This is a genomic window from Duganella sp. 1411 (assembly GCF_017833525.1).
Lineage (GTDB): Bacteria > Pseudomonadota > Gammaproteobacteria > Burkholderiales > Burkholderiaceae_D > Rugamonas.
Map to the genome: position 1 here is coordinate 724,863 of NZ_JAFICD010000002.1, position 18,151 is coordinate 743,013.

At 66.4% G+C, this 18,151-nt stretch carries 19 protein-coding genes; 4 read left to right on the forward strand and 15 right to left on the reverse strand.

The features are described 5' to 3' along the window. The first annotated feature begins 157 nt into the window (after window positions 1-157). Window positions 158-1,321: a citrate synthase family protein gene (locus JOD97_RS14815; RefSeq protein ID WP_209719021.1), complete on the forward strand. Its 1,164-nt coding sequence runs from the start codon at window positions 158-160 to the stop codon at window positions 1,319-1,321. Window positions 1,322-1,330: 9 nt separating this feature from the next. Here the strand turns inward: JOD97_RS14815 and JOD97_RS14820 are convergent, their stop codons facing one another. From JOD97_RS14820 to alr, 3 genes are all read right to left on the reverse strand, one after another. After that, complete coding sequence (locus JOD97_RS14820; RefSeq protein ID WP_209719024.1) at window positions 1,331-1,651, reverse strand: PilZ domain-containing protein; 321 nt, start codon at window positions 1,649-1,651, stop codon at window positions 1,331-1,333. A gap of 73 nt (window positions 1,652-1,724) precedes the next feature. Next, complete coding sequence (radA, locus tag JOD97_RS14825) at window positions 1,725-3,101, reverse strand: DNA repair protein RadA (RefSeq protein ID WP_209719027.1); 1,377 nt, start codon at window positions 3,099-3,101, stop codon at window positions 1,725-1,727. A 2-nt stretch (window positions 3,102-3,103) separates the two neighbouring features. Then, window positions 3,104-4,207: an alanine racemase gene (gene alr, locus JOD97_RS14830; protein WP_209719030.1), complete on the reverse strand. Its 1,104-nt coding sequence runs from the start codon at window positions 4,205-4,207 to the stop codon at window positions 3,104-3,106. Between the two features lie 142 nt (window positions 4,208-4,349). Between alr and lplT the strand changes: the two genes are divergently transcribed. Then, window positions 4,350-5,612, forward strand: coding sequence for a lysophospholipid transporter LplT (gene lplT / locus JOD97_RS14835; RefSeq protein WP_209719034.1), 1,263 nt, complete (start codon window positions 4,350-4,352; stop codon window positions 5,610-5,612). 109 nt (window positions 5,613-5,721) lie between these two features. On the opposite strand, the gene JOD97_RS14840 is transcribed toward lplT, so the two are convergent. Further along, complete coding sequence (locus tag JOD97_RS14840; protein ID WP_209719037.1) at window positions 5,722-6,849, reverse strand: NAD(P)/FAD-dependent oxidoreductase; 1,128 nt, start codon at window positions 6,847-6,849, stop codon at window positions 5,722-5,724. 84 nt (window positions 6,850-6,933) lie between these two features. Here JOD97_RS14840 and JOD97_RS14845 point away from each other — a divergent pair, with 84 nt between their 5' ends. Beyond that, window positions 6,934-7,641: a TetR/AcrR family transcriptional regulator gene (locus tag JOD97_RS14845; RefSeq protein WP_209719040.1), complete on the forward strand. Its 708-nt coding sequence runs from the start codon at window positions 6,934-6,936 to the stop codon at window positions 7,639-7,641. A gap of 201 nt (window positions 7,642-7,842) precedes the next feature. Here the strand turns inward: JOD97_RS14845 and JOD97_RS14850 are convergent, their stop codons facing one another. The 5 genes from JOD97_RS14850 to tsaB form a co-directional block, all read right to left on the reverse strand. Beyond that, on the reverse strand, window positions 7,843-9,111 hold the full coding sequence (locus tag JOD97_RS14850) for a vanadium-dependent haloperoxidase (RefSeq protein WP_209719043.1): 1,269 nt from the start codon (window positions 9,109-9,111) through the stop codon (window positions 7,843-7,845). A gap of 169 nt (window positions 9,112-9,280) precedes the next feature. Continuing rightward, on the reverse strand, window positions 9,281-10,264 hold the full coding sequence (locus tag JOD97_RS14855) for a DUF1853 family protein (protein ID WP_209719046.1): 984 nt from the start codon (window positions 10,262-10,264) through the stop codon (window positions 9,281-9,283). Continuing rightward, window positions 10,257-11,216, reverse strand: coding sequence for a uracil-DNA glycosylase (locus JOD97_RS14860; protein ID WP_209719049.1), 960 nt, complete (start codon window positions 11,214-11,216; stop codon window positions 10,257-10,259). Before JOD97_RS14860 ends, JOD97_RS14855 begins: the two co-directional genes overlap by 8 nt. Continuing rightward, entirely contained in the window at window positions 11,213-11,683 is a 471-nt protein-coding gene (rimI, locus tag JOD97_RS14865) for a ribosomal protein S18-alanine N-acetyltransferase (RefSeq protein WP_209719052.1), read from the reverse strand. The genes JOD97_RS14860 and rimI overlap by 4 nt, the downstream gene beginning before the upstream one ends. Beyond that, complete coding sequence (gene tsaB, locus JOD97_RS14870) at window positions 11,680-12,384, reverse strand: tRNA (adenosine(37)-N6)-threonylcarbamoyltransferase complex dimerization subunit type 1 TsaB (RefSeq protein ID WP_209719055.1); 705 nt, start codon at window positions 12,382-12,384, stop codon at window positions 11,680-11,682. The genes rimI and tsaB overlap by 4 nt, the downstream gene beginning before the upstream one ends. 96 nt (window positions 12,385-12,480) lie before the next feature. On the opposite strand from tsaB, the gene JOD97_RS14875 reads away from it, so the two are divergent. Next, window positions 12,481-12,909 carry a thioredoxin family protein gene (locus JOD97_RS14875; protein ID WP_209719058.1) on the forward strand — a complete coding sequence of 143 codons (429 nt, stop codon included), beginning with the start codon at window positions 12,481-12,483 and terminating at the stop codon, window positions 12,907-12,909. A gap of 250 nt (window positions 12,910-13,159) precedes the next feature. On the opposite strand, the gene JOD97_RS14880 is transcribed toward JOD97_RS14875, so the two are convergent. The 6 genes from JOD97_RS14880 to JOD97_RS14905 all read right to left on the reverse strand — a co-directional run bounded on the left by JOD97_RS14880 (window position 13,160) and on the right by JOD97_RS14905 (window position 18,139). Next, on the reverse strand, window positions 13,160-13,528 hold the full coding sequence (locus JOD97_RS14880; protein WP_209719060.1) for a DUF6404 family protein: 369 nt from the start codon (window positions 13,526-13,528) through the stop codon (window positions 13,160-13,162). A 98-nt stretch (window positions 13,529-13,626) separates the two neighbouring features. Then, a complete protein-coding gene (locus tag JOD97_RS14885) occupies window positions 13,627-14,352 on the reverse strand; it encodes a ribonuclease activity regulator RraA (RefSeq protein ID WP_209719063.1) in 726 nt (241 codons plus the stop codon). After that, window positions 14,349-15,119: a polysaccharide lyase family 7 protein gene (locus tag JOD97_RS14890; RefSeq protein ID WP_209719067.1), complete on the reverse strand. Its 771-nt coding sequence runs from the start codon at window positions 15,117-15,119 to the stop codon at window positions 14,349-14,351. The genes JOD97_RS14885 and JOD97_RS14890 overlap by 4 nt, the downstream gene beginning before the upstream one ends. Next, window positions 15,116-15,874, reverse strand: a complete 759-nt coding sequence (locus JOD97_RS14895) for a GDSL-type esterase/lipase family protein (RefSeq protein WP_209719070.1) — start codon at window positions 15,872-15,874, stop codon at window positions 15,116-15,118. The genes JOD97_RS14890 and JOD97_RS14895 overlap by 4 nt, the downstream gene beginning before the upstream one ends. A 15-nt stretch (window positions 15,875-15,889) precedes the next feature. Next, entirely contained in the window at window positions 15,890-17,161 is a 1,272-nt protein-coding gene (locus JOD97_RS14900; protein ID WP_209719073.1) for an MFS transporter, read from the reverse strand. Between the two features lie 33 nt (window positions 17,162-17,194). Further along, complete coding sequence (locus JOD97_RS14905; protein ID WP_209719076.1) at window positions 17,195-18,139, reverse strand: sugar kinase; 945 nt, start codon at window positions 18,137-18,139, stop codon at window positions 17,195-17,197. Between the last annotated feature and the right edge of the window lie 12 nt (window positions 18,140-18,151).

Here is an 18,151-nt window from a genome sequence, read left to right on the forward strand (position 1 = left end):
CGGCCTACCTGCCGGTAGGCCTTGAGAGGCGGCACGCCGTAATCGGCCAAGCTCCGCCGGCGGCGCGTAACAGATCCCGCGCCCCACGAAAACCAGCTTAGGCCCCGCAAGGCCGCAACGTCAATCTTGACTTGAAGTGTCAACATAGGAAGCGCAAATGGTCTGGATGACGGCCGCCGAAGCCCTAACCATCTTGAATGTCCGCCCGCAAACGCTGTACGCCAACGTCAGCCGGGGCAAGATCCGCGCCAAGGCCGACGACGCCGATCCGCGCCGCAGCCTCTACCACCGCGACGACGTGCTGCGCATGGCAAGGCGCGCCAACGGCCGCCGCAAGATCGACGCCGTGTCCGCACAAGCCATGCAGTGGGGCGACCCGGTGCTGCCGTCGTCGATCTCGACCACGGCCGACGGCAGGCTGCTGTATCGCGGGCAGGACGCCGCCGTGCTGGCCGCGTCGGCGACGCTGGAGGAAGTCGCCGCGCTGTTATGGGAATGCGACGCGTCGCGGATCCGCGCCGCCCTGCCCGCCAGGCACGATGCTCCGCCAGCCGCCGCCGCACCAACCAGCTTCCTCGGCGCCTGCCTGTCCAGCCTGGCGACGCTGGCCGCCAGCGATGCGCCCTCGCTGGCCCGACCGGCGGACGAACTGCGCGCCGACGCCGCCACCATCCTGGCCACACTGACCGAAACGGTCGCCGGCCCGCCGCCGGACGGCGCCGCCGGCCTGACCATCAGCGCCCGCCTGGCCCACGCCTGGGGCCGCCCGAACCAGGAAGACCTGATCCGCCGCGCGCTGGTGCTGATGGCCGACCACGAACTGAACGCCTCCACCTTCGCCGCCCGCGTCGCCGTCTCAACCGGCGCCTCGCTGGCGGCCGGCGTGCTGGCCGGACTCGCCACGCTCAGCGGTCCGCTGCACGGCGGCGCCTCGGCGCAATTCGCCCGCCTGCTCGCGCTGGCCAGGCAGACCGGCGCGCGCGACGCCGTCGCGCAATGGCTGGCCGGCGGGAGGCCGCTGCCCGGCTTCGGCCACCCGCTGTATCCGGAAGGCGACCCGCGCGCCCGCGCCCTGCTGGAAATGCTGCCGAAAACACAACCCCACGCGGCGCTGGCCGCCGAGGCCGAGGCGCAGGCGGGCGAGCTGCCCACGGTCGATTTCGCGCTGCCGCTGCTGGCGGCGACGTGCGGCCTGCCGGACGACGCGCCGTTGATCTTGTTTACGTTGGGGAGATGCGTCGGCTGGCTGGCGCATGCGTTGGAGCAGGCGCAAGCCAACCGGCCGATCAGGCCGCGCGCCCGGTATGTCGGGCCGGCCTAACGGAGGAACTTAGCGGATGAACTTGTTGACGATGCTGGTGGTGGCGGCGTCCGGGTTGACGAACTGGTAGCCGATCTTGAAGTGATCGCCACTGAAGATGCAGTACGTGACCTTGGCGCGGGAGCTGACTAGCTGGCCCTTGCCGTCCAAAAACAGCTCGAACGTCACCTGCCCCGTGTGGCCGACCGCCAGCTTGTGGTCGAACGTGAGCGACAGACCGGTGGCGCAAAGGTCGAGTGTGCGCCCCTGCTGCGGCGGCATCCCATCCATCACCACGACTGCTTTGGCGCGTACGATCTTGCGCGCCCCTGACCGTTGATCGACTAACAATTTATTCTTCCTTTAATTACATAATGTTACGTGTTAAGCATTCTTGCTGATTACAACACATAACAATACATCCTTATTGGATTTCGCGCAGCTTATTGAAGGCATCATCGATGCGATCGACGGCAATGATCGTCATTCCCTCGATCGGCTGCTTGGGCGCGTTGGCGGTCGGGATCATCGCCATCGAGAAGCCCAGCTTGGCGGCCTCGCGCAGCCGCTCCTGGCCGCGCGGCGCCGGCCGGATCTCGCCGGCCAGGCCAACCTCGCCGAACACGACGAAGCCGCGCGGCAGCGGCTTGTTGCGCATCGACGAGTTAATCGCCAGCAGCACGGCCAGGTCGGCGGCCGGCTCGGTGATCTTGACGCCGCCGACGGCGTTGATGAACACGTCCTGGTCGAAGGCGGCGATGCCGGCGTGGCGGTGCAGGACCGCCAGCAGCATCGCCAGCCGGTTCTGCTCCAGGCCGACCGACAGGCGGCGCGCGTTGGGCAGGTGGCTGGCGTCGACCAGCGCCTGGATCTCCACCAGCAGCGGCCGGGTGCCCTCCTGCGTCACCATCACGCACGAGCCGGGCACCTGGTTGTCATGCTGCGACAGGAACAGCGCCGACGGATTCGACACGCCCTTGAGCCCCTTTTCGGTCATGGCGAACACGCCCAGCTCGTTGACGGCGCCGAAGCGGTTCTTGATCGCCCGCACCAGGCGGAAGCTCGAATGGTTGTCGCCCTCGAAATACAGCACGGTATCGACGATGTGCTCGAGCACGCGCGGGCCGGCCAGCGCGCCCTCCTTCGTCACGTGGCCCACCAGGATGATGGTGATGCCGGTCTGCTTGGCCACGCGGGTCAGCTGGGCGGCGCATTCGCGCACCTGCGCCACCGATCCCGGCGCCGAACTGAGCGCGTCCGAATACACGGTCTGGATCGAATCGATGACCGCCACGTCGGGCTTGAGGTCGGCCAGGGTGCCGAGGATTTTCTCCAGCTGGATCTCGGCCTGCAGTTTTAAATCGCGGGCGTCGACCTGCAGCCGCTTGGCGCGCAGCGCGATCTGGGCGCCGGACTCCTCGCCGCTGACATATAAAACTTTCTTTAAATGCGACAGGTTGGCCAGCGCCTGCAGCAGCAGAGTCGACTTGCCGATGCCCGGGTCGCCGCCGATCAGCACCACGCCGCCGGCCACCAGCCCGCCGCCGAGCACGCGGTCGAACTCCTCGATGCCGGTGCCGAAGCGCGGCACGTCGATGGCGTCGATATCGGCCAGCGACAGCACCGGCGCCGTCTGCGCCAGCGCCATGTGCTGCGGCTGCGAATAGCGGTTGTTGCCGCCGGTCTCGATCAGCGTCTCGACCATCGTGTTCCACTGCTGGCACGACGAGCATTGCCCGGTCCACTTGGTGGCGATGGCGCCGCATTCGGTGCAGGTGTAATTGGTTTTCGCCTTGGCCATGCTCAGTCCTCGACGACGGTGACGCGCTGCCCCAGCGCACACATCAGCTCATAGCCGATGGTGCCGGCCGCGTTGGCCACCTCGTCGACGGGCAAGCCCTTGCCCCACAACGTCACCTTGCTGCCGATCTTCGCGTCCGGCAAATCGGTCAGATCGACCGTCAGCATGTCCATCGACACCCGCCCGACCAGGCGGGTGCGCACGCCGTCGACCAGCACCGGCGTGTCGACCGGCGCGTGGCGCGGATAGCCGTCGGCATAACCGCAGGCGACCACGCCGACCCGCATCGGCCCCTCGGCCTGGAAGCGGCTGCCGTAGCCGACCACGTCGCCGGCGGCGATGCGCTGCACGCCGATGATCTCGCTGCTCAGGGTCATGGCCGGCAGCAGGCCGTAGTCGTCGGCCGATTTGCCGCCCGGCGTGCCGCCGTACAGCATGATGCCGGGACGCACCCAGTCGTTGCGCAGGATGTCGACCAGCTCGTCCTGGCGCAGCACGCCCGCCGAGTTCGACAAACTACGCATGCCCGGCAGGCCGGCGGCGGCCGCCTCGAAGCGGCGGATCTGCTCGGCGATCGGCAACAGCGGATGGGCGGCGTCGTCGGCGTTGGCGAAGTGGGTCATCAAAGTGATGCTGCCGACGCAAGAAATGGCCACCAGGCGCGCGTGGGCGGCGGCGAACACGTCCGGCATGAAGCCGAGCCGGTTCATGCCCGTGTTCATTTTGAGGTGCAGATCGAGCTTGATGCCACGCGCCGTCAGCGCCTCCTGGGCCGCCTCCAGCCACGCCAGTTGCTCGTCGCAATGGACCGCCGCCTGCAGGTTGTAGCCGGCCATGGTGTTCAAATCGTCCGGACCGAAGAAACCCTCTAGTAACAATATCGGCTTCTTCCAGCCTATCTCGCGCAGCCGGACCGCGTTGTCGAACTCGATCAACGCCAAGCCGTCGGCATCGGCGAAGCCGCGCATCGCCCGCTCCAGGCCGTGGCCGTAACCATTGGCCTTGAGCACCCCCCACGCCTTGGCGCCGGGGGAGCACGCCTTGGCGCGCGCCAGGTTGTGCTGCAGGGATGCGATGTGGATGGTGGCGACGATGGGCCTTGGCATAGTGCTATCTTTGGTAAAAACAGTGGAGCCGTATTTTACCGTGCGCATGCCGTTAGCGCCTGCAACCGCACTGCTCAATTCTTGGGGTTCCGATCAAAGCGTGGTATAAAGCAAGCCAATACAAGCTTTCAGGCATCCCAGAATGAATCGTGGTTTCTATACCATCATGGCAGCGCAATTCTTTTCGTCGCTGGCGGATAATGCGTTGCTCTTTGTTGCGATTGACCTGCTAATAAATATGAAGTCTCCGGGGTGGATCACGCCCCTGCTGAAGCTCTCATTTACGCTCTTTTACGTGCTGTTGGCCGCTTTTGTCGGCGCCTTCGCAGATTCGATGCCCAAGGGCAAAGTCATGTTCATCTCCAACCTGATCAAGGTTGGCGGCTGCCTGCTGATTTTCGCCAATGTCCACCCGTTGCTCGCCTACGCCATCGTCGGCTTCGGCGCCGCCGTCTATTCGCCGGCCAAGTACGGCATCCTGACGGAATTGCTGCCAGCCGAAAAGCTGGTCGCCGCCAACGGCTGGGTCGAAGGCTTGACCGTGATGTCGATCATCTTCGGCACCGTCATGGGTGGCGCGCTGGTGGGCCACCGGGTCTCGTCCTTCCTGCTCGACTTCGACCTGCCGCTGATCGACACCGGCATCACCACGCCGACCCAATCGGCGCTGTGCGTGGTGGTCGGCATCTATATCCTGGCGGCCATCTTCAACACCCGCATCCCCGACACCGGCTGCCGCTACGGCCATCAGGAACGCAACCCGATCAAGCTGGTGACCGACTTCGCCAACTGCTACAGCCTGCTGTGGAAAGACAAGCTGGGACAGATCTCGCTGGCCGTCACCACCTTGTTCTGGGGCGCGGCGCAAACCTTGCAATTCATCGTGCTGGAATGGGCCAACCGCACGCTCAAGCTCAGCTACGAGCAAGCGACCAGCCTGGTCGGCGTGGTCGCGATCGGCGTGGCGGCGGGCGCGGTCATTTCGGCGCGCTCGATCACACTGCGCAAGTCGCTCACGGTGATCCCGGTCGGCATCGCCATGGGCGTCATCGTCATGGGCATGACCATGGTCCACTCGGTGGCGCTGGCGTATCCGCTGCTGGTGCTGGTCGGTCTGCTGGGCGGCTTCTTCCTGGTGCCGATGAACGCGCTGCTGCAGCACCGCGGCCACGTGCTGATGAGCGCCGGCCACTCGATCGCGGTGCAGAACTTCAACGAGAACCTGTCGATCCTGGTGATGCTGGCGGCGTACTCGCTGATGCTGCGCGGCCATTTAAACCTGGACATCATCATCCTGATCTTCGGCCTGTTCCTGGCCGGCACGATGTTCATCATCATGCGCAAGCACAACTCCAACCAGCGCGAGTTCGACTCGGTCAGCCTGATCGGCGAAGCCAAACATTGACGGCGCCCCCCGCAGGGGGTCAAGTCTAACATTCGTACATGAACTCGGCAGCTTACACTGCGGCTGAGCACGTGTATGAATGTTAGACTTGACCCCACCGCACAGCCGTTCACGCGCTTGCGCCAGCGAACATGTCTAGTAAGCTCTGCGGCGCATTGGGGCCGAAACAGGCGTCAAACACGCCAACCGCCTCTGCCGCGGCAAGCGCACTGCGGGGAAACAGGTCGTTCTCATAAGCTGCCAGCGCCGCCTCGATATCGCCCGGATGGGCGACGATCGCCCTGGCCAACTCCGCGCCATCGAACATCGCCAGGTTGGCCCCTTCGCCGGACGGCACCATCAGGTGCGCCGCGTCGCCAACCAGCGTCACGCCAGGCGTGCGCGCCCACCGATGGTCGCCAGGCAAGGACATCACCTCGCGCGCCACCGGGTCGGTGGCACTGCCGGTGATCAGGGTGGTGAGCGCGGGCGCCCACCCTTCAAATTCAGCGGCGACGCGGGCCAGCGCCGCGCCGCGATCGCTAAAATCGATGCCAGCGGCCCATCCCTGCGGTTTATTTAAGGCCGCGTAGGTATGCAGCACGCCGTTCGGCTCGCGGTGGGCAAAGATGCCCTGGCCGCCAGCCATCGCGAACAGCGCGCCACCGCCAACCGCCTGTGCGCTGTCCGGGTAGAGGCGGTCGCTGTCGAACAGGAATGTTTCGACGAAGGTCTTACCCGAGTACGTCGGCTTGACGTCGGTCAGCAGCTGACGCACCTTCGACCAGGCCCCGTCGGCGCCCACGAGCAAGCGCGTCGTCACGCGACTGCCGTCGGCAAACGTCACCACATGCTCGCCGTCGGCAAGCGCGGCGATGCTAGTCAGTTTGCGGCCCCACTGGACGGCGCCGGCGGGCAGCGATGCGAGCAGGAGCCTGCGCAACTCGCCACGCAAGACCTCCGGCCGTCCGCCGCTTCCATCGTCGGCTTGGGCGAACAGGAGCGCGCCGTCCTTGCTCAACACCCGCATCGCCTCGCCGCCCGGATGGATCAGCCCGACGAATTGGTCGTACAGCCCGGCCGCCCTGAGGGCCGGCTGGCCGTTGTAGTCATGGATGTCGAGCATGCCGCCCTGGGTGCGCGCATGGGCCGACGCATCGGCCTCGTAGACCGTGGCGGCAATGCCGTGCACGTGCAGCACACGGGCGAGCATCAGGCCGCCGAGGCCGGCGCCGATGATGGTGATGGCTGAAGTCATCTGCTTACCTTTATGATATCAATATTTATGGAACATCGTTCCATTGTATATTGAAATACTCCGCCGATCATGTCAAGATTTGCCATGACCAAGAACACACGCCGCGCGCAACGCGGAGAACCGGCGCTGACGCGCGAAAGCATTATTGACGCGGCCATCGCGCTGCTGGACAGCGCGGGCGAAAGCGGCCTGACCTTCCGCGCCCTGGCCACGGCGCTGAGCACAGGCGCCGGCGCCATCTATTTTCATGTCGCGAACAAGGATGATCTGGCCAACGCCGCCTGCGACGCCGTCGTGGCGCGGGCGATGGCGATGGCGGCAACATTAACAACGACGACGCCGCAGGGACGGCTGCGCGCCATCGGCCTTGGACTGTTCGATGCGATCGACGCGCATCCGTGGGTCGGCGCGGAACTGGCGCGCGCGCCGGGCAGCATGCCGATGGTGCGTATCCTGGAAGGCATCGGACAACAGGTACAAGCGATGGCCATGGAGGAGCGCGCGCTGTGGTCGGCCACCTCCACCCTGTTCAGCTATATCGTCGGCGTGGCCGGGCAAAACGCGGCCAATGCCCGCATCGGCCGGGAGCGCGCGCTGGATCGTTCAACATTCCTGGAGGCGCTGGCGACGCAATGGTCGCAACTCGATGCCGACGCGTATCCATTTACCCGAAGCATGGCCACGCAATTGCGCGACCACGACGACCGCGCGGACTTCGTGGCAGGCCTCGACCTGATCCTGGATGGGATCGCCCAGGAAGGCGGCAAGTCTGGAGTTCGGACAAGAACTTGAATTCCAGCTGGGCATACAGCCATGGCTATAACGTCAGCCAATGGCCTATCGACGCTCCTATTTCCCCTCTTCGACCCACTTAGGTGGCCACGGGCGAATTGTATGACAAGGCTTGGGCCATGCCCGCAGACAGGACAATATTCAATCACCTCAACTTCACCTTTTCGTCGCCGTAATTCTTGCACCACATATCATCCTGGTCTATTGCTTACCCGGCCGCTCGGCGGGCATTGCACGCGAGGGCGCGGGTACCAGTATCGTCTGCAAAACATACGTGCCGACATCCGCTCCAAGTGCCTCGCCGACTTCGTTACTGTTGCGATAGTGCACACCGCCCCAGATGCGCGCCATGGAGACCTCATCTTGCAGCTGCCGAAGGCTGGTGTACTCGCGCTTCACGTCGGGCATCCCGCGATACGTGACCTTGAAAGGCGGCACGGCGCCACTGCCGAAGGCCGATCGCAAGATCACCGCCGCCGCGCCGTCAGCCGTACAGTGGGCGCACGGGTATTCCGGGTGGGGCGGCGTGTCGATCAGGGGGCTCCAGCCGGCGTCGCGCTGGGTCGCGTCGTTGTTGTCCCGATCCGCGTTGCGGATGGCCGTGATCGGTCGCCAAAAGTTGTAGTGATACTTGGCGTCGAAGACCGCCAGATATGCATCGAACACAGCGGCGTTCAGCAGGGCGAAAATCCGTGCATTCTCGGCCAGCGGCAACGGGCGGGTGGTGGACAGCGCACGCGCCACCTGATTCCATGCGGGCGGTCCCAGCTGCTGCCAGAATCGCGCGGTTTCAGTCTGGGAGGCATCGCGCAGCGGGCTTTGCGCCGCGCCCCATTCCCTGGTCTCGTTGAAATCCCTGGCCCACAGCGCGCTCGTCAGCGCCGGTGGAGGCCCCGGCCGGAACTGGGAGACGCTCTTGAGTACGAACGGCTTGCGCACCGCCACGTTGCTCACAACAGGCAAACCGGTCGGGACATACACGCCCGGCGCCGTAAAGGGCCGATAGGTATCGGCGCCGTCAAACGTCCGGTCGTCCTCGCGCTGCGCGAGCAGCAACTGGGCCGCCTTCCTGCCAATCTCGAGACCCGCCGCTTTGGCGTCGCCGTCCGCTACCGCCGTCAACGCTTCGGCATAATATTGCTCGATCGCCTTGCTTTGGGCTGGATGCAATGCAACAAGCACCGTCCTCGCCGCCGAACTGGCCGCCGCCTGTGGCGAGGCGCCGGCTGCGCCCGGCAACGCGCCAAGGTAAGGTTTGAACATCGGTTCGCACGCGCCGATCGCGTCGACCATCGCTAAGTGCATCATCGCCAGCGTGCGGGCCATCGCAATCGGGTTGCCGGCGATTCCGGGCCGCTCCAGTGCCAGCGCTTCATTCGCCTGCCGGTTCCAGTCGGAGATGACGTCCGCGCGTGGCGCTGGGGACACGATCGATAATGCAACAACGAGTACCCAACGCAGGTTCATCATGCCCTCGCGGCTCAAGGTCCTCTGCGCGCCCTGCCTTTGCGCGCGCAGCAAAGGGACAGTATATCTCCGCTGAACTGTTTTTTTGACGGTTATAAAAACTATATCAATCGGGTCGCGGAAGAATGCTCCGATTTATCCCGCGCGACGGCTACGGACCGTGACGATCCCCCTACGCCGGCAATGCTCCCTCTTGGCGGCGCTGCGCCGCCCGCGCCTGCCAATCGTCGGGCACGACAAACCCGCGCCGCTGCTCGACCAGCCAACCGCCCTCCTCTCGCATCACCGCCACCATCACCGGGGCACTGAGCTTGGCCATCTGCTCGTCCAGCGCAGCCAGCAAGCCGTCGCTGTCCAGCGCCTGGTCCGGGGTAGCCTTCAACGGCGCCAGCCACAACAACCGATGCATGATGACGAAGCGCTCGCCGCGCAACGCGCGCGCCTGCGCCATCGTCATCCAGAAACCATTGCAATGCGGCTGGGAGATGCCAGCCATGCCGCGCTCGCCCTCGTCGCCGGGATAGAACAGCCAGCCTTTGACCAGCGCCAGCGCGCGCGCCACCGGTTGCGGCAGCAGCGGCTGCGCGGCCGGATGTTGTGCCAGCGACAGTTGTTTATCAAAAATCTTGCGCATCTTCGCGCCCAGGGTGTCGGCAAGATTGGGGCCGATCAAGCCATTGAAGCCGTCGCCGGCGCTGTCGGCGTCGAGCAGATAAAACTTGGTGGCGAACTCCAGGTGCACCAGATCGTCGCCGTCGCGCAGCAGGAAGTCGAACTCGCCGACGGTGTCGTTGCGGTTGGCGCGCACCTGCAAGCCGTGCGCGACCAGCTTGCCGTGCTCGGCGAAATAGAAGGCCATCAGTTTTTCGGCGTACAGGCCAAGCCGGGAGTAGTGCCGCGTGCCGAGCGCGGCTTCCAGCGGAATCGGGTCCTGCTCCAGCGCGGCCAGCCAATCGGCGGTGTCCGGCGTGATTTCACCGAGGGTGGCGATGCGGCCCTGCCAGTGCGGCGAGGCCGCGTCGAGCAGGTCGGGCGCGTCGAGCAGCCAGGCCAGCGCGCGCACATGGGGCCGCGTCAAGTGGCCCCAACGCCGCTCGAAACGCGCCTGATAGCCATCGGACGCGGTGTCGGGCGGCGCGGGCGGCTGCCTAGTCACGGGCCGCCTTCGCCAGGCACAGGTCGCCCCAGGCCTTGGCCTTGTCCTCGGGCCGGCGCAGCAGGTCGTCCGGATGGTAAGTGGCCACGACCGGCAACCCGGCGGCGCCGTAGCGCATCACCTTGCCGCGCGCGGCCGGGCCCATCATCAGCCCCCTGGCGGCGTGCTGGCCGAACGTCATCGCCATGGCCGCGCCGGTCAGCTCCAGCTCGCGGTGCAGGTAGGGCCGGCAGGCGGTCAGCTCGTCGATGGTCGGCGGGCGGTCGGCGCCGTCCTCGCCGCTCGGACGGCATTTGACCAGGTTGGTCACATACACATCGGTATCGGGCTTGAGGGCGATCGCTTTGAGCATGTTGTCGAGCAGTTGCCCGGCCTCGCCGGCGACCGCACGCTGGTCTTTTTCGTCCAGCCGCGACGGACCGGCGGCCAGCGCGATCCACGACGCCTCGGTCGGTCCGCGGCCGTTGACGGCGTTGCGGCGCGTCGCGCACAGATCGCAGCGGGTGCAGCTGGCGACGGCGGTGCGCAATTGTGCCCAGTCCATCGCGGCGATCGCCTCGTCGCTGACGGGCGCCGCGCGTGCCGGCACCGGCGCCTCGTCGAACCAGGCGGTCGAATCGTCGTCGGCGCGCGGCGCGGCGGGAACCTCGGCGACGGCGCGCGGCACGGCGGGGACCTCGGCGGCAACGCGCGGCGGCATGACCGGCGGCGGCACGGCCTCGGGCATCGGCGCCGGGACCGGCTGTTCGACGGCGGGCTGGACGCGTACCGGCGGCGCGGCCACCGGCCGTTCGACAGCGGGCACGGGCCGCTCGGCGTCCGCCACCGGCTCGGGCGCGGCCTCGACCACCTCTGCCGGCGCCAGGGCAGCAGGACGATTGCGCAAGGACCAATGCGCGCCGACGCCCATCTCCTCCAGGAAGATTGCACTGCGGATTGCTGTCTGACTCATATTCCGAACCGCATAACGATGGCGTCCTCGCGTTGCTGGTTGGCGGCCGGGTAATATCCCTTGCGCCGGCCGATTTGTTTAAATCCGTAGCGCTCGTAAATCCTCAGCGCGCGTTCGTTCGACGGCCGCACCTCCAGCAGCACCGATTCCATGCCCAGCCCGCGCGCGCAGGCGACGGCCTGGTTCAACAGCACGCGGCCGAGCCCCTGTCCCTGCATCCCGGCCGCGACCGCCACATTCAACAAATGCGCCTCGTCGACGATCGCCATCAGCAGGAAGTAGCCGAGCAGCGCGCCGTTCTGGTCGCGCAACACCCAGGCCTCGTAGTTGCTGTTGAGCGAATCGACGAAATTGCTCATGCTCCAAGGATGCGGATACACGCTCTCCTCCAGCGCCAGCACGTCGGCCAGGTCGGCCTCGCGCATCGGCTCGTAATTCAGCCGCGCCAAATCCCACAGCGGCTTCATGCCACGCCTTCCGCCGCCTTGGCGACGGCCATCTCGCGCCGTTCGGCCTGGGTGTAGGCGATCTTGTTACGCAGATACAGCGGCTGGGCCTCGGCCGCTGTCACCGTCTTGCCGGCGGCGAAAGCGATGCGGGCCAAGCGCGCCACCTGCTCGGCGTGCGGCATGACCTCGGCATGGCCGCCGGCCGGGAACGCCTCGGCATAGGCCGACAAGCCGTTGCCGCAGGCCACCGGCGCGCCCTGCGGCGATACGCCATCGGGCGCCGACAGCGCCGGCGGCAGCACGGTGGCGGGCGCGGCGGCATCGGCCTCGAAGCGGTATTGCGCCCAGTAGACCTCGCCCATGCGCGCGTCGAGCACGGCCAGCACGTCGGCCGCGCCATATTGCTGGCGGCAGGCGAGCGCCATCGCGTCGAGCGTGACGACCGGCACCACCGGCAGATCGGCGCCGAAAGCGAGCCCCTGGGCGATGCCGCAGGCGGTGCGCACGCCGGTGAACGAGCCGGGCCCGGAGCCGAAGGCGATGGCGTCGCACTGTTTGAGCGCGATGCCGGCCTCGGCCAGCAGTTCCTGGATCATCGGCAGCACCGATTGGGAATGGGTACGCACGCCGGACGAGACGCGGCTGATGACGGTGTCGCCCCGCAACAGCGCGCAGGACGCCAGTTCGGACGAGGTTTCAATGGCAAGAATAATAGGCATCCCGTATTTTAACCCGGCCCGGTGGCAGGCGCGACCCCGCGCGGGCATGTAGAATATCCCCTTTGGGCGCTGAGAACGCCGTCAATCGACGATCCTATGCATAGCTTGACCTTGAATTCCGCCAATCGCCACCAAGTTGCCGCCGCGCTGGCGGGCGACCGCTGGATCGTCGCCTGCCTGTGCGCGGCGTGGTGCGGCACGTGCGAATCGTACCGCGCCACGTTCGACGAGCTGGCCGCGCGCCATCCCGACAAGTTCTTCGTCTGGATCGACATCGAGGACCACGCCGACGTGGTGGGCGACCTGGACGTCGAGAACTTCCCCACCTTGCTGATCCAGCATCACGAGCTGGTCACCTTCTTCGGCACCATGCTGCCGGACGGCGGCCTGGCGCACCGGCTGGTGCAGTCGCAGACCCAGCAAAGCGACGCCGAGCTGATGGCGCTCGCGCTCAACAGCGAGGAGCGGGCGCGCTGGCAGCACGACTGCAATCTGCGCACGCTGATGCGCAACGCGCTGGGCTGAGCCGGCCCCAATTGGGGGTCAAGTCTAACATTCCAACACAAGCTCAGCGATAGACAACGCCGTAGCACGAGCAGTCGCCACACCTCAATTGCCGAGATCGTGTTGGAATGTTAGACTTGACCCCATCGGTGCCGTAGCACGAGCGGTCGCCACACCTCAATTGCCGAGATCGTGTTGGAATGTTAGACTTGACCCCATCGGTGCCATCGGTGGGTTTTCCCATACCGGCGTCGAATTCCAGCCCCGCCACTTATTTCCGCCCCGGATTGCCGTCGAGCGAAGACCACGCCGGCAAGCGGTACTTGCGCCGGCCGTGCGCGTAGTAGAGCGACATTAACAGGCCGAAAGCGGTGCCCGCCAGGGCGGCGATACAAAGCGTCATCGCCAAGGGGATACCCTGCCCGGACCAGACGGCCAGCCACATGAACACACCCCACACGCCACCGAACCACACGGCCGCAGATAACATCACTTTCCAAAACGGCAAGAAGTGCGGCGGCGGAACTTCAAAACCGATTTTCCATAACGCCCGCAATACCGGCGGCTCGTAGTTGCTACGCAGCATGCCGGTGGATTTCAGCAGTTCTAACGCTTTCGCGCGGCGGGACTCGAAGTTCATGGTAGTGGGGATATTGTTCCAGATAAGAAACTATACCCGACCACGGCGCCGTCAAAGTACGCGCTTTGTCACACTTGCCGATTGAAAGCCGGACGATATCACCCCGCCGCCGCCCGGCTCTGCAGCCACGCCTCGAACAGCGCCCGATTCCCCGGCTCGGTGAGCGGATACAGGCCGGTGATGCTGGCGCCGGCCCGTACCCGCTCCAGCACGAAGTCCTCGTAACGCTCCATCGGCACCGCGTCGCGCGCGATCTCCTCCGCCAGGTGCGACGGGATGCACACCACGCCGTCGTCGTCGCCCACCATGATGTCGCCCGGGTAGACCGCCACGCCGCCGCAGCCGATGGGCGCGTTCAAGTCGAGCGCATGATGGCGGATCAGATTGGTGGGCGCCGACGGCCCGGCGCACCAGGCCGGGATCTCCAGCGCGGCGATGCCGCTGGCGTCGCGCAGCCCGCCATCGGCGACGATGCCGGCCACGCCGCGCACCTGCATGCGGGTCGCCAGGATGCTGCCGGCCGCCGCCACCGTGACGTCGCCCCGGCAATCCATCACCAGCACCGCGCCGGCCGGGATTTCCTCCACCGCCACCCGCTGCGGATGGCGCGGATCGAGAAAGGCGTCGAGCCCGTCGAGGTCCTCGCGCGCCGGGATGTAGCGCAAGGTGAACGCCGGCCCGGCCAGCCGTTGGCCCGGCTTCAACGGCCGCGCACCCTGGATGAACACATTGCGCAAGCCGCGCTTGTACAGCAGCGTGGTGATGGTGGAGGTGGCGATGGCTTTCAACGTCGCCAGCGTTTGCGAAGTGACCGGGGTGCTCATCGCTGGACTCCGTCGCGTTCGAAGATGGTGTGGCTGAAGCGGATATGGCTGCTGTCGATGTGGTTCTGGCGGTAGTATTCGTCCCATTTTTCCGGGCTGGAGGTGTGCTCGCCGGTGACCGGGTCGCGCGCCTGCAGGTAGTCGCCGAACTTGAAGTAGATCTTGCGCGTGTCGGGCCGGATGCGCGTGAGCGGCGTTTTGAGCGTGCCGCCGTTGGCCGTGCGCGCGGTGACCTGCGCCTCGCCGCCGTTGAACACGATATCGAGATCGAAGCTCTCGCCGGAACGCACCGTGCCCAGCGCGGTCGTGGCCTCCTTGCCGTCGGTGTCGAGGATGCGCACCAGGATGTCGAACACGCCGTTGCCGGTCTTGCCGTCCAGTCCCTTGCTGTCGGCGGTGTCCTGCACGTACACCTTGAGTATCGTGTCCAGCCCCTCGACGTGATATTGGGCGATGATGGTCTTGGCGACGTTCGGCAAGGTGGCCGTAACGCGGGCCGAGAAGTGTTCGCGCGTGTCGGCGGCGCTCAGCCGCGCGCTATCGACGATCTTCAATTCGTTGCGGTAGCCGTGGCCATTGGGCGAGGCGTATTTCGACTCGAGGGCGCTGAAATTAAGTGTGCCGGCGTACGGCGACGGATAAGGCGTGTTGCCCTCGAGCGCGAACAGGCGCTTCAGCGTGGCTTCTGGCGTGAACGCTTGCGCGCCGGCCGGCGTCAGCACGGCGGCAAGCAAGGCCAGGGCGGCAAATCGGATGGCGGCGCTCATTTCAGCATCCCTTCCAGCACGGGTTGCATGGCGTCGGCCCATAACTGGTAACCGGCCGGTCCGGGATGCAGCTGGTCGGGCATGATGGCCGCCGGAATGCGTCCGTCCTGGTCGACGAACACCGGGTTAATGTTGAGGAAGCGGATCGTCTTGCCATCGTCCAGCCCCGCCAGATCGCGGTTGACGGCGTCGATGGTTTGCATCCGCTTGGCCGCTTCGGCGACGCTCTTTTCGGTGACCGGCGAGCCGTCGCGCTCGCGCGGGCCGCGCGGGAAGATGCCCAGCACCAGGATCTTCGTGTCCGGCATCCTGGCGCGTATCATGCCGACGATCTTGCGGTCGGCGGCGGCGATTTCGTCCGCCGTGTAATCGAGGCTGTTATTGGTGCCCAGCATCAGCACCGTGACCTTGGGCGACAAGCCATCGAGCTCGCCGTGCTCGATGCGCCAGATGACGTGTTGCGTGCGGTCGCCGCCGATGCCGAAGTTGGCCGGCTGGTGCGCGCCGTAATACTTCTCCCATATGTGCGGGGCGATGCGCCAGCGCTCGGTGATGGAATCGCCCAGGAACAGCAGGCCGACCGGCCCGCTCTTGCCGCGCGCGAGGATGGCCTCGTGCTTCTTGAGGAACACGCCGTTGTCCTGTTTCTCCACCGCTTCCGAGGCGCTGGCCTTGGCGCCGGCGGCGTGGGCGCCGACCTGGCCGACCGTCAACAGCGCGGCCAGCAGCAATCTGAGGTAGATCGATTTTTTCATGAATATGTCTCCGGGTTAGTGTTTCGGCTGCACGCGGACCACCGGTCCGCCCAGCCAGATCGCGACGAAAACCAGGGGCAGCAACAGCGCGCCCAGGATGAAGAACGGCGTGTAGTTGCCACCGGTCGTCAACACCGGCACCAGCTGCATGCAGATGATCACGCCCAGCACCGCCGAGGTGCCACTGAGGCCGGCCAGCGAGCCGACCGTCTTGCCCGAGAAGAAATCGCTGGGCAAGGTCTGGATGTTGGTGATGGCGGCCTGGAAGCCGAACAGGATCACGCCGATCGACAGCACCGCCAGCAGCGGCGTCTCGGCCGCCGCGCTCAACAGCAACGCCGGCGCCATGACCACCAGTCCCAGTGCGATGACGAACTTGCGTGCGCGGTTGACGCTCCAGCCGCGCGCCAGCAGGTTGCCGCACAGCCAGCCGCCGGACAAGGCGCCCACCGCCGCGCCGACGTACGGCACCCAGGCGAACATGCCGATTTCCTTGACGTCGAAGTGGAAGCGCTCGTTCAGGTACAGCGGCAGCCAGCTGACGAACAACCACCACACGGGATCGATGAAGAAGCGCGCGGCGATCACGCTCCAGCTCTGGCGGTGGCGCAGCAGCTGGCGCAAGGTCGGCACGTAGTCGTCTTGCGCGGCGGCGGCGCCGGGGCGCTGGCCGGTGAGGATGTACTCGCGTTCCCCGGCGCTGACCCACGGATGGCTGCCGGGGCCGGATTTGTAGACGATCAGCCACGGCACGATCCACAGGAAACCGAGCGCTCCAATCAGCAGGAAGGTGGTTTTCCACCCGACGTAGGCGTACAGGAAGGCCACCAGCGGCGGCGCGATGACGGAGCCCAGCGAGGCGCCGGCGCCGAAGATGCCCTGCCCCAGCGCCCGCTCGCGCACCGGGAACCATTCGGCGATGGCCTTGGTGGCGCCGGGCCAGTTGCCCGCCTCGCCCACGCCCAGCAGCACGCGGAACAAGCCGAACGACATCGCCGAGCGCGCCACGAAATGCAGCGCGATGGCGCCGGACCAGACCACGATCGACAGCAGGAAGCCGATCCGGGTGCCGAGCGCGTCGAACAGCTTGCCGAACAGCGACTGGCCGACCGCGTAGCCGATCAAGAACACGGTGATGATGTTGGCGTAGTCGCGCTTGTCCATGCCCAGTTCGGACGCGATGCCGGGCCACATCACCGCCAGCGCCGAGCGGTCGATGTAGTTGATGATGGTGGCGATGGCCACCAGCGTGATGACCAGCCAGCGCAAACCTTTGATAGTAGTCATGCGATTGTCTCCATTATTTTTGTACGGGGCGTGTCAGGCCGCCGCTAGTTGGGCGCGCGTCGGCAGGCCGTCGCAATCGCCGCGACATTGCACCACGCGCGCGCCGATGGCGTTGCCGCGCGCGGCCGCCTCGCGCAGCGGCAATCCGTCCAGCAGCGCGCTGACGACGCCGACCGCGAAGCCGTCGCCGGCGCCGACCGTGTCGACCACCACGCGCACCGGCCGGCCGGGCACCGTGTCGGCACGACCGTCGGCGTCGGCGGCGTAGGCGCCCTCCGGTCCGAGCTTGACGACCACCCGGCCGGCGCCCCGTTCGAGGTAGTAGGCGGCGATGTCGGCGGCGCCCTGGCGGCCGGTCAGCAGGCGCCCCTCGGCCAGGCCGGGCATCACCACGTCGGCCTGGCTGGCCAGCGCGTTGATGGTGGCGACCATCTCCGCCTGCGAACGCCACAGGCGCGGCCGCAGGTTGGGATCGAAGCAGACCAGGCGCCCGTCGGCGCGCGCCTGGCGTGCCATGGCCTGCACCAGCTCGCGGCAGCCGGGCGACAGCGCCGCCGAAATCCCGGTCAGGTGCAGCACGCGCGCGCGCTGGAAGTCGTCGCCCTGCTCCGGCATGTCCTGCGTCGACAAGTGGCTGGCGGCCGACCCGCGCCGGAAGTACTCGACCTGCGGATCGGCGCCGTCGTCCACCATCTGCTTGAGCATGAAACCGGTCGGATTGTCGTCATCCATGCGCAGATGGCGCAGGTCCAGCCCCTCGGCCTCCATGAAGGCGCGCAGGTGCCGGCCCAGGCTGTCCTGCCCCAGCCGGCTCACATACCCGACCTTGAAGCCCAGCCGGCTCAATCCCACCGCCACATTCAGCTCGGCGCCGGCGGTGGCGCGTTCGAACTCGCGCACCAGCTCCAGCGGGCCGGGTTGGCGGGCGATCATCAAGGTCATCGCCTCGCCCACCGTTACGACATCGGGTATTCGCATGCGCGGTCCTCC

What these genes read in the sequence shown, in the direction of transcription:
- JOD97_RS14850 (WP_209719043.1), bottom strand. Translation starts at nt 9,111, where the DNA reads ATGATGAACCTGCGTTGGGTACTCGTTGTTGCATTATCGATCGTGTCC.
- JOD97_RS14860 (WP_209719049.1), bottom strand. Translation starts at nt 11,216, where the DNA reads ATGAGTCAGACAGCAATCCGCAGTGCAATCTTCCTGGAGGAGATGGGC.
- JOD97_RS14900 (WP_209719073.1), bottom strand. Translation starts at nt 17,161, where the DNA reads ATGACTACTATCAAAGGTTTGCGCTGGCTGGTCATCACGCTGGTGGCC.
- lplT (WP_209719034.1), top strand. Translation starts at nt 4,350, where the DNA reads ATGAATCGTGGTTTCTATACCATCATGGCAGCGCAATTCTTTTCGTCG.
- JOD97_RS14895 (WP_209719070.1), bottom strand. Translation starts at nt 15,874, where the DNA reads ATGAAAAAATCGATCTACCTCAGATTGCTGCTGGCCGCGCTGTTGACG.
- JOD97_RS14815 (WP_209719021.1), top strand. Translation starts at nt 158, where the DNA reads ATGGTCTGGATGACGGCCGCCGAAGCCCTAACCATCTTGAATGTCCGC.
- alr (WP_209719030.1), bottom strand. Translation starts at nt 4,207, where the DNA reads ATGCCAAGGCCCATCGTCGCCACCATCCACATCGCATCCCTGCAGCAC.
- JOD97_RS14845 (WP_209719040.1), top strand. Translation starts at nt 6,934, where the DNA reads ATGACCAAGAACACACGCCGCGCGCAACGCGGAGAACCGGCGCTGACG.
- rimI (WP_209719052.1), bottom strand. Translation starts at nt 11,683, where the DNA reads ATGAAGCCGCTGTGGGATTTGGCGCGGCTGAATTACGAGCCGATGCGC.
- JOD97_RS14880 (WP_209719060.1), bottom strand. Translation starts at nt 13,528, where the DNA reads ATGAACTTCGAGTCCCGCCGCGCGAAAGCGTTAGAACTGCTGAAATCC.
- JOD97_RS14885 (WP_209719063.1), bottom strand. Translation starts at nt 14,352, where the DNA reads ATGAGCACCCCGGTCACTTCGCAAACGCTGGCGACGTTGAAAGCCATC.
- JOD97_RS14875 (WP_209719058.1), top strand. Translation starts at nt 12,481, where the DNA reads ATGCATAGCTTGACCTTGAATTCCGCCAATCGCCACCAAGTTGCCGCC.
- radA (WP_209719027.1), bottom strand. Translation starts at nt 3,101, where the DNA reads ATGGCCAAGGCGAAAACCAATTACACCTGCACCGAATGCGGCGCCATC.
- JOD97_RS14840 (WP_209719037.1), bottom strand. Translation starts at nt 6,849, where the DNA reads ATGACTTCAGCCATCACCATCATCGGCGCCGGCCTCGGCGGCCTGATG.
- JOD97_RS14890 (WP_209719067.1), bottom strand. Translation starts at nt 15,119, where the DNA reads ATGAGCGCCGCCATCCGATTTGCCGCCCTGGCCTTGCTTGCCGCCGTG.
- JOD97_RS14905 (WP_209719076.1), bottom strand. Translation starts at nt 18,139, where the DNA reads ATGCGAATACCCGATGTCGTAACGGTGGGCGAGGCGATGACCTTGATG.
- tsaB (WP_209719055.1), bottom strand. Translation starts at nt 12,384, where the DNA reads ATGCCTATTATTCTTGCCATTGAAACCTCGTCCGAACTGGCGTCCTGC.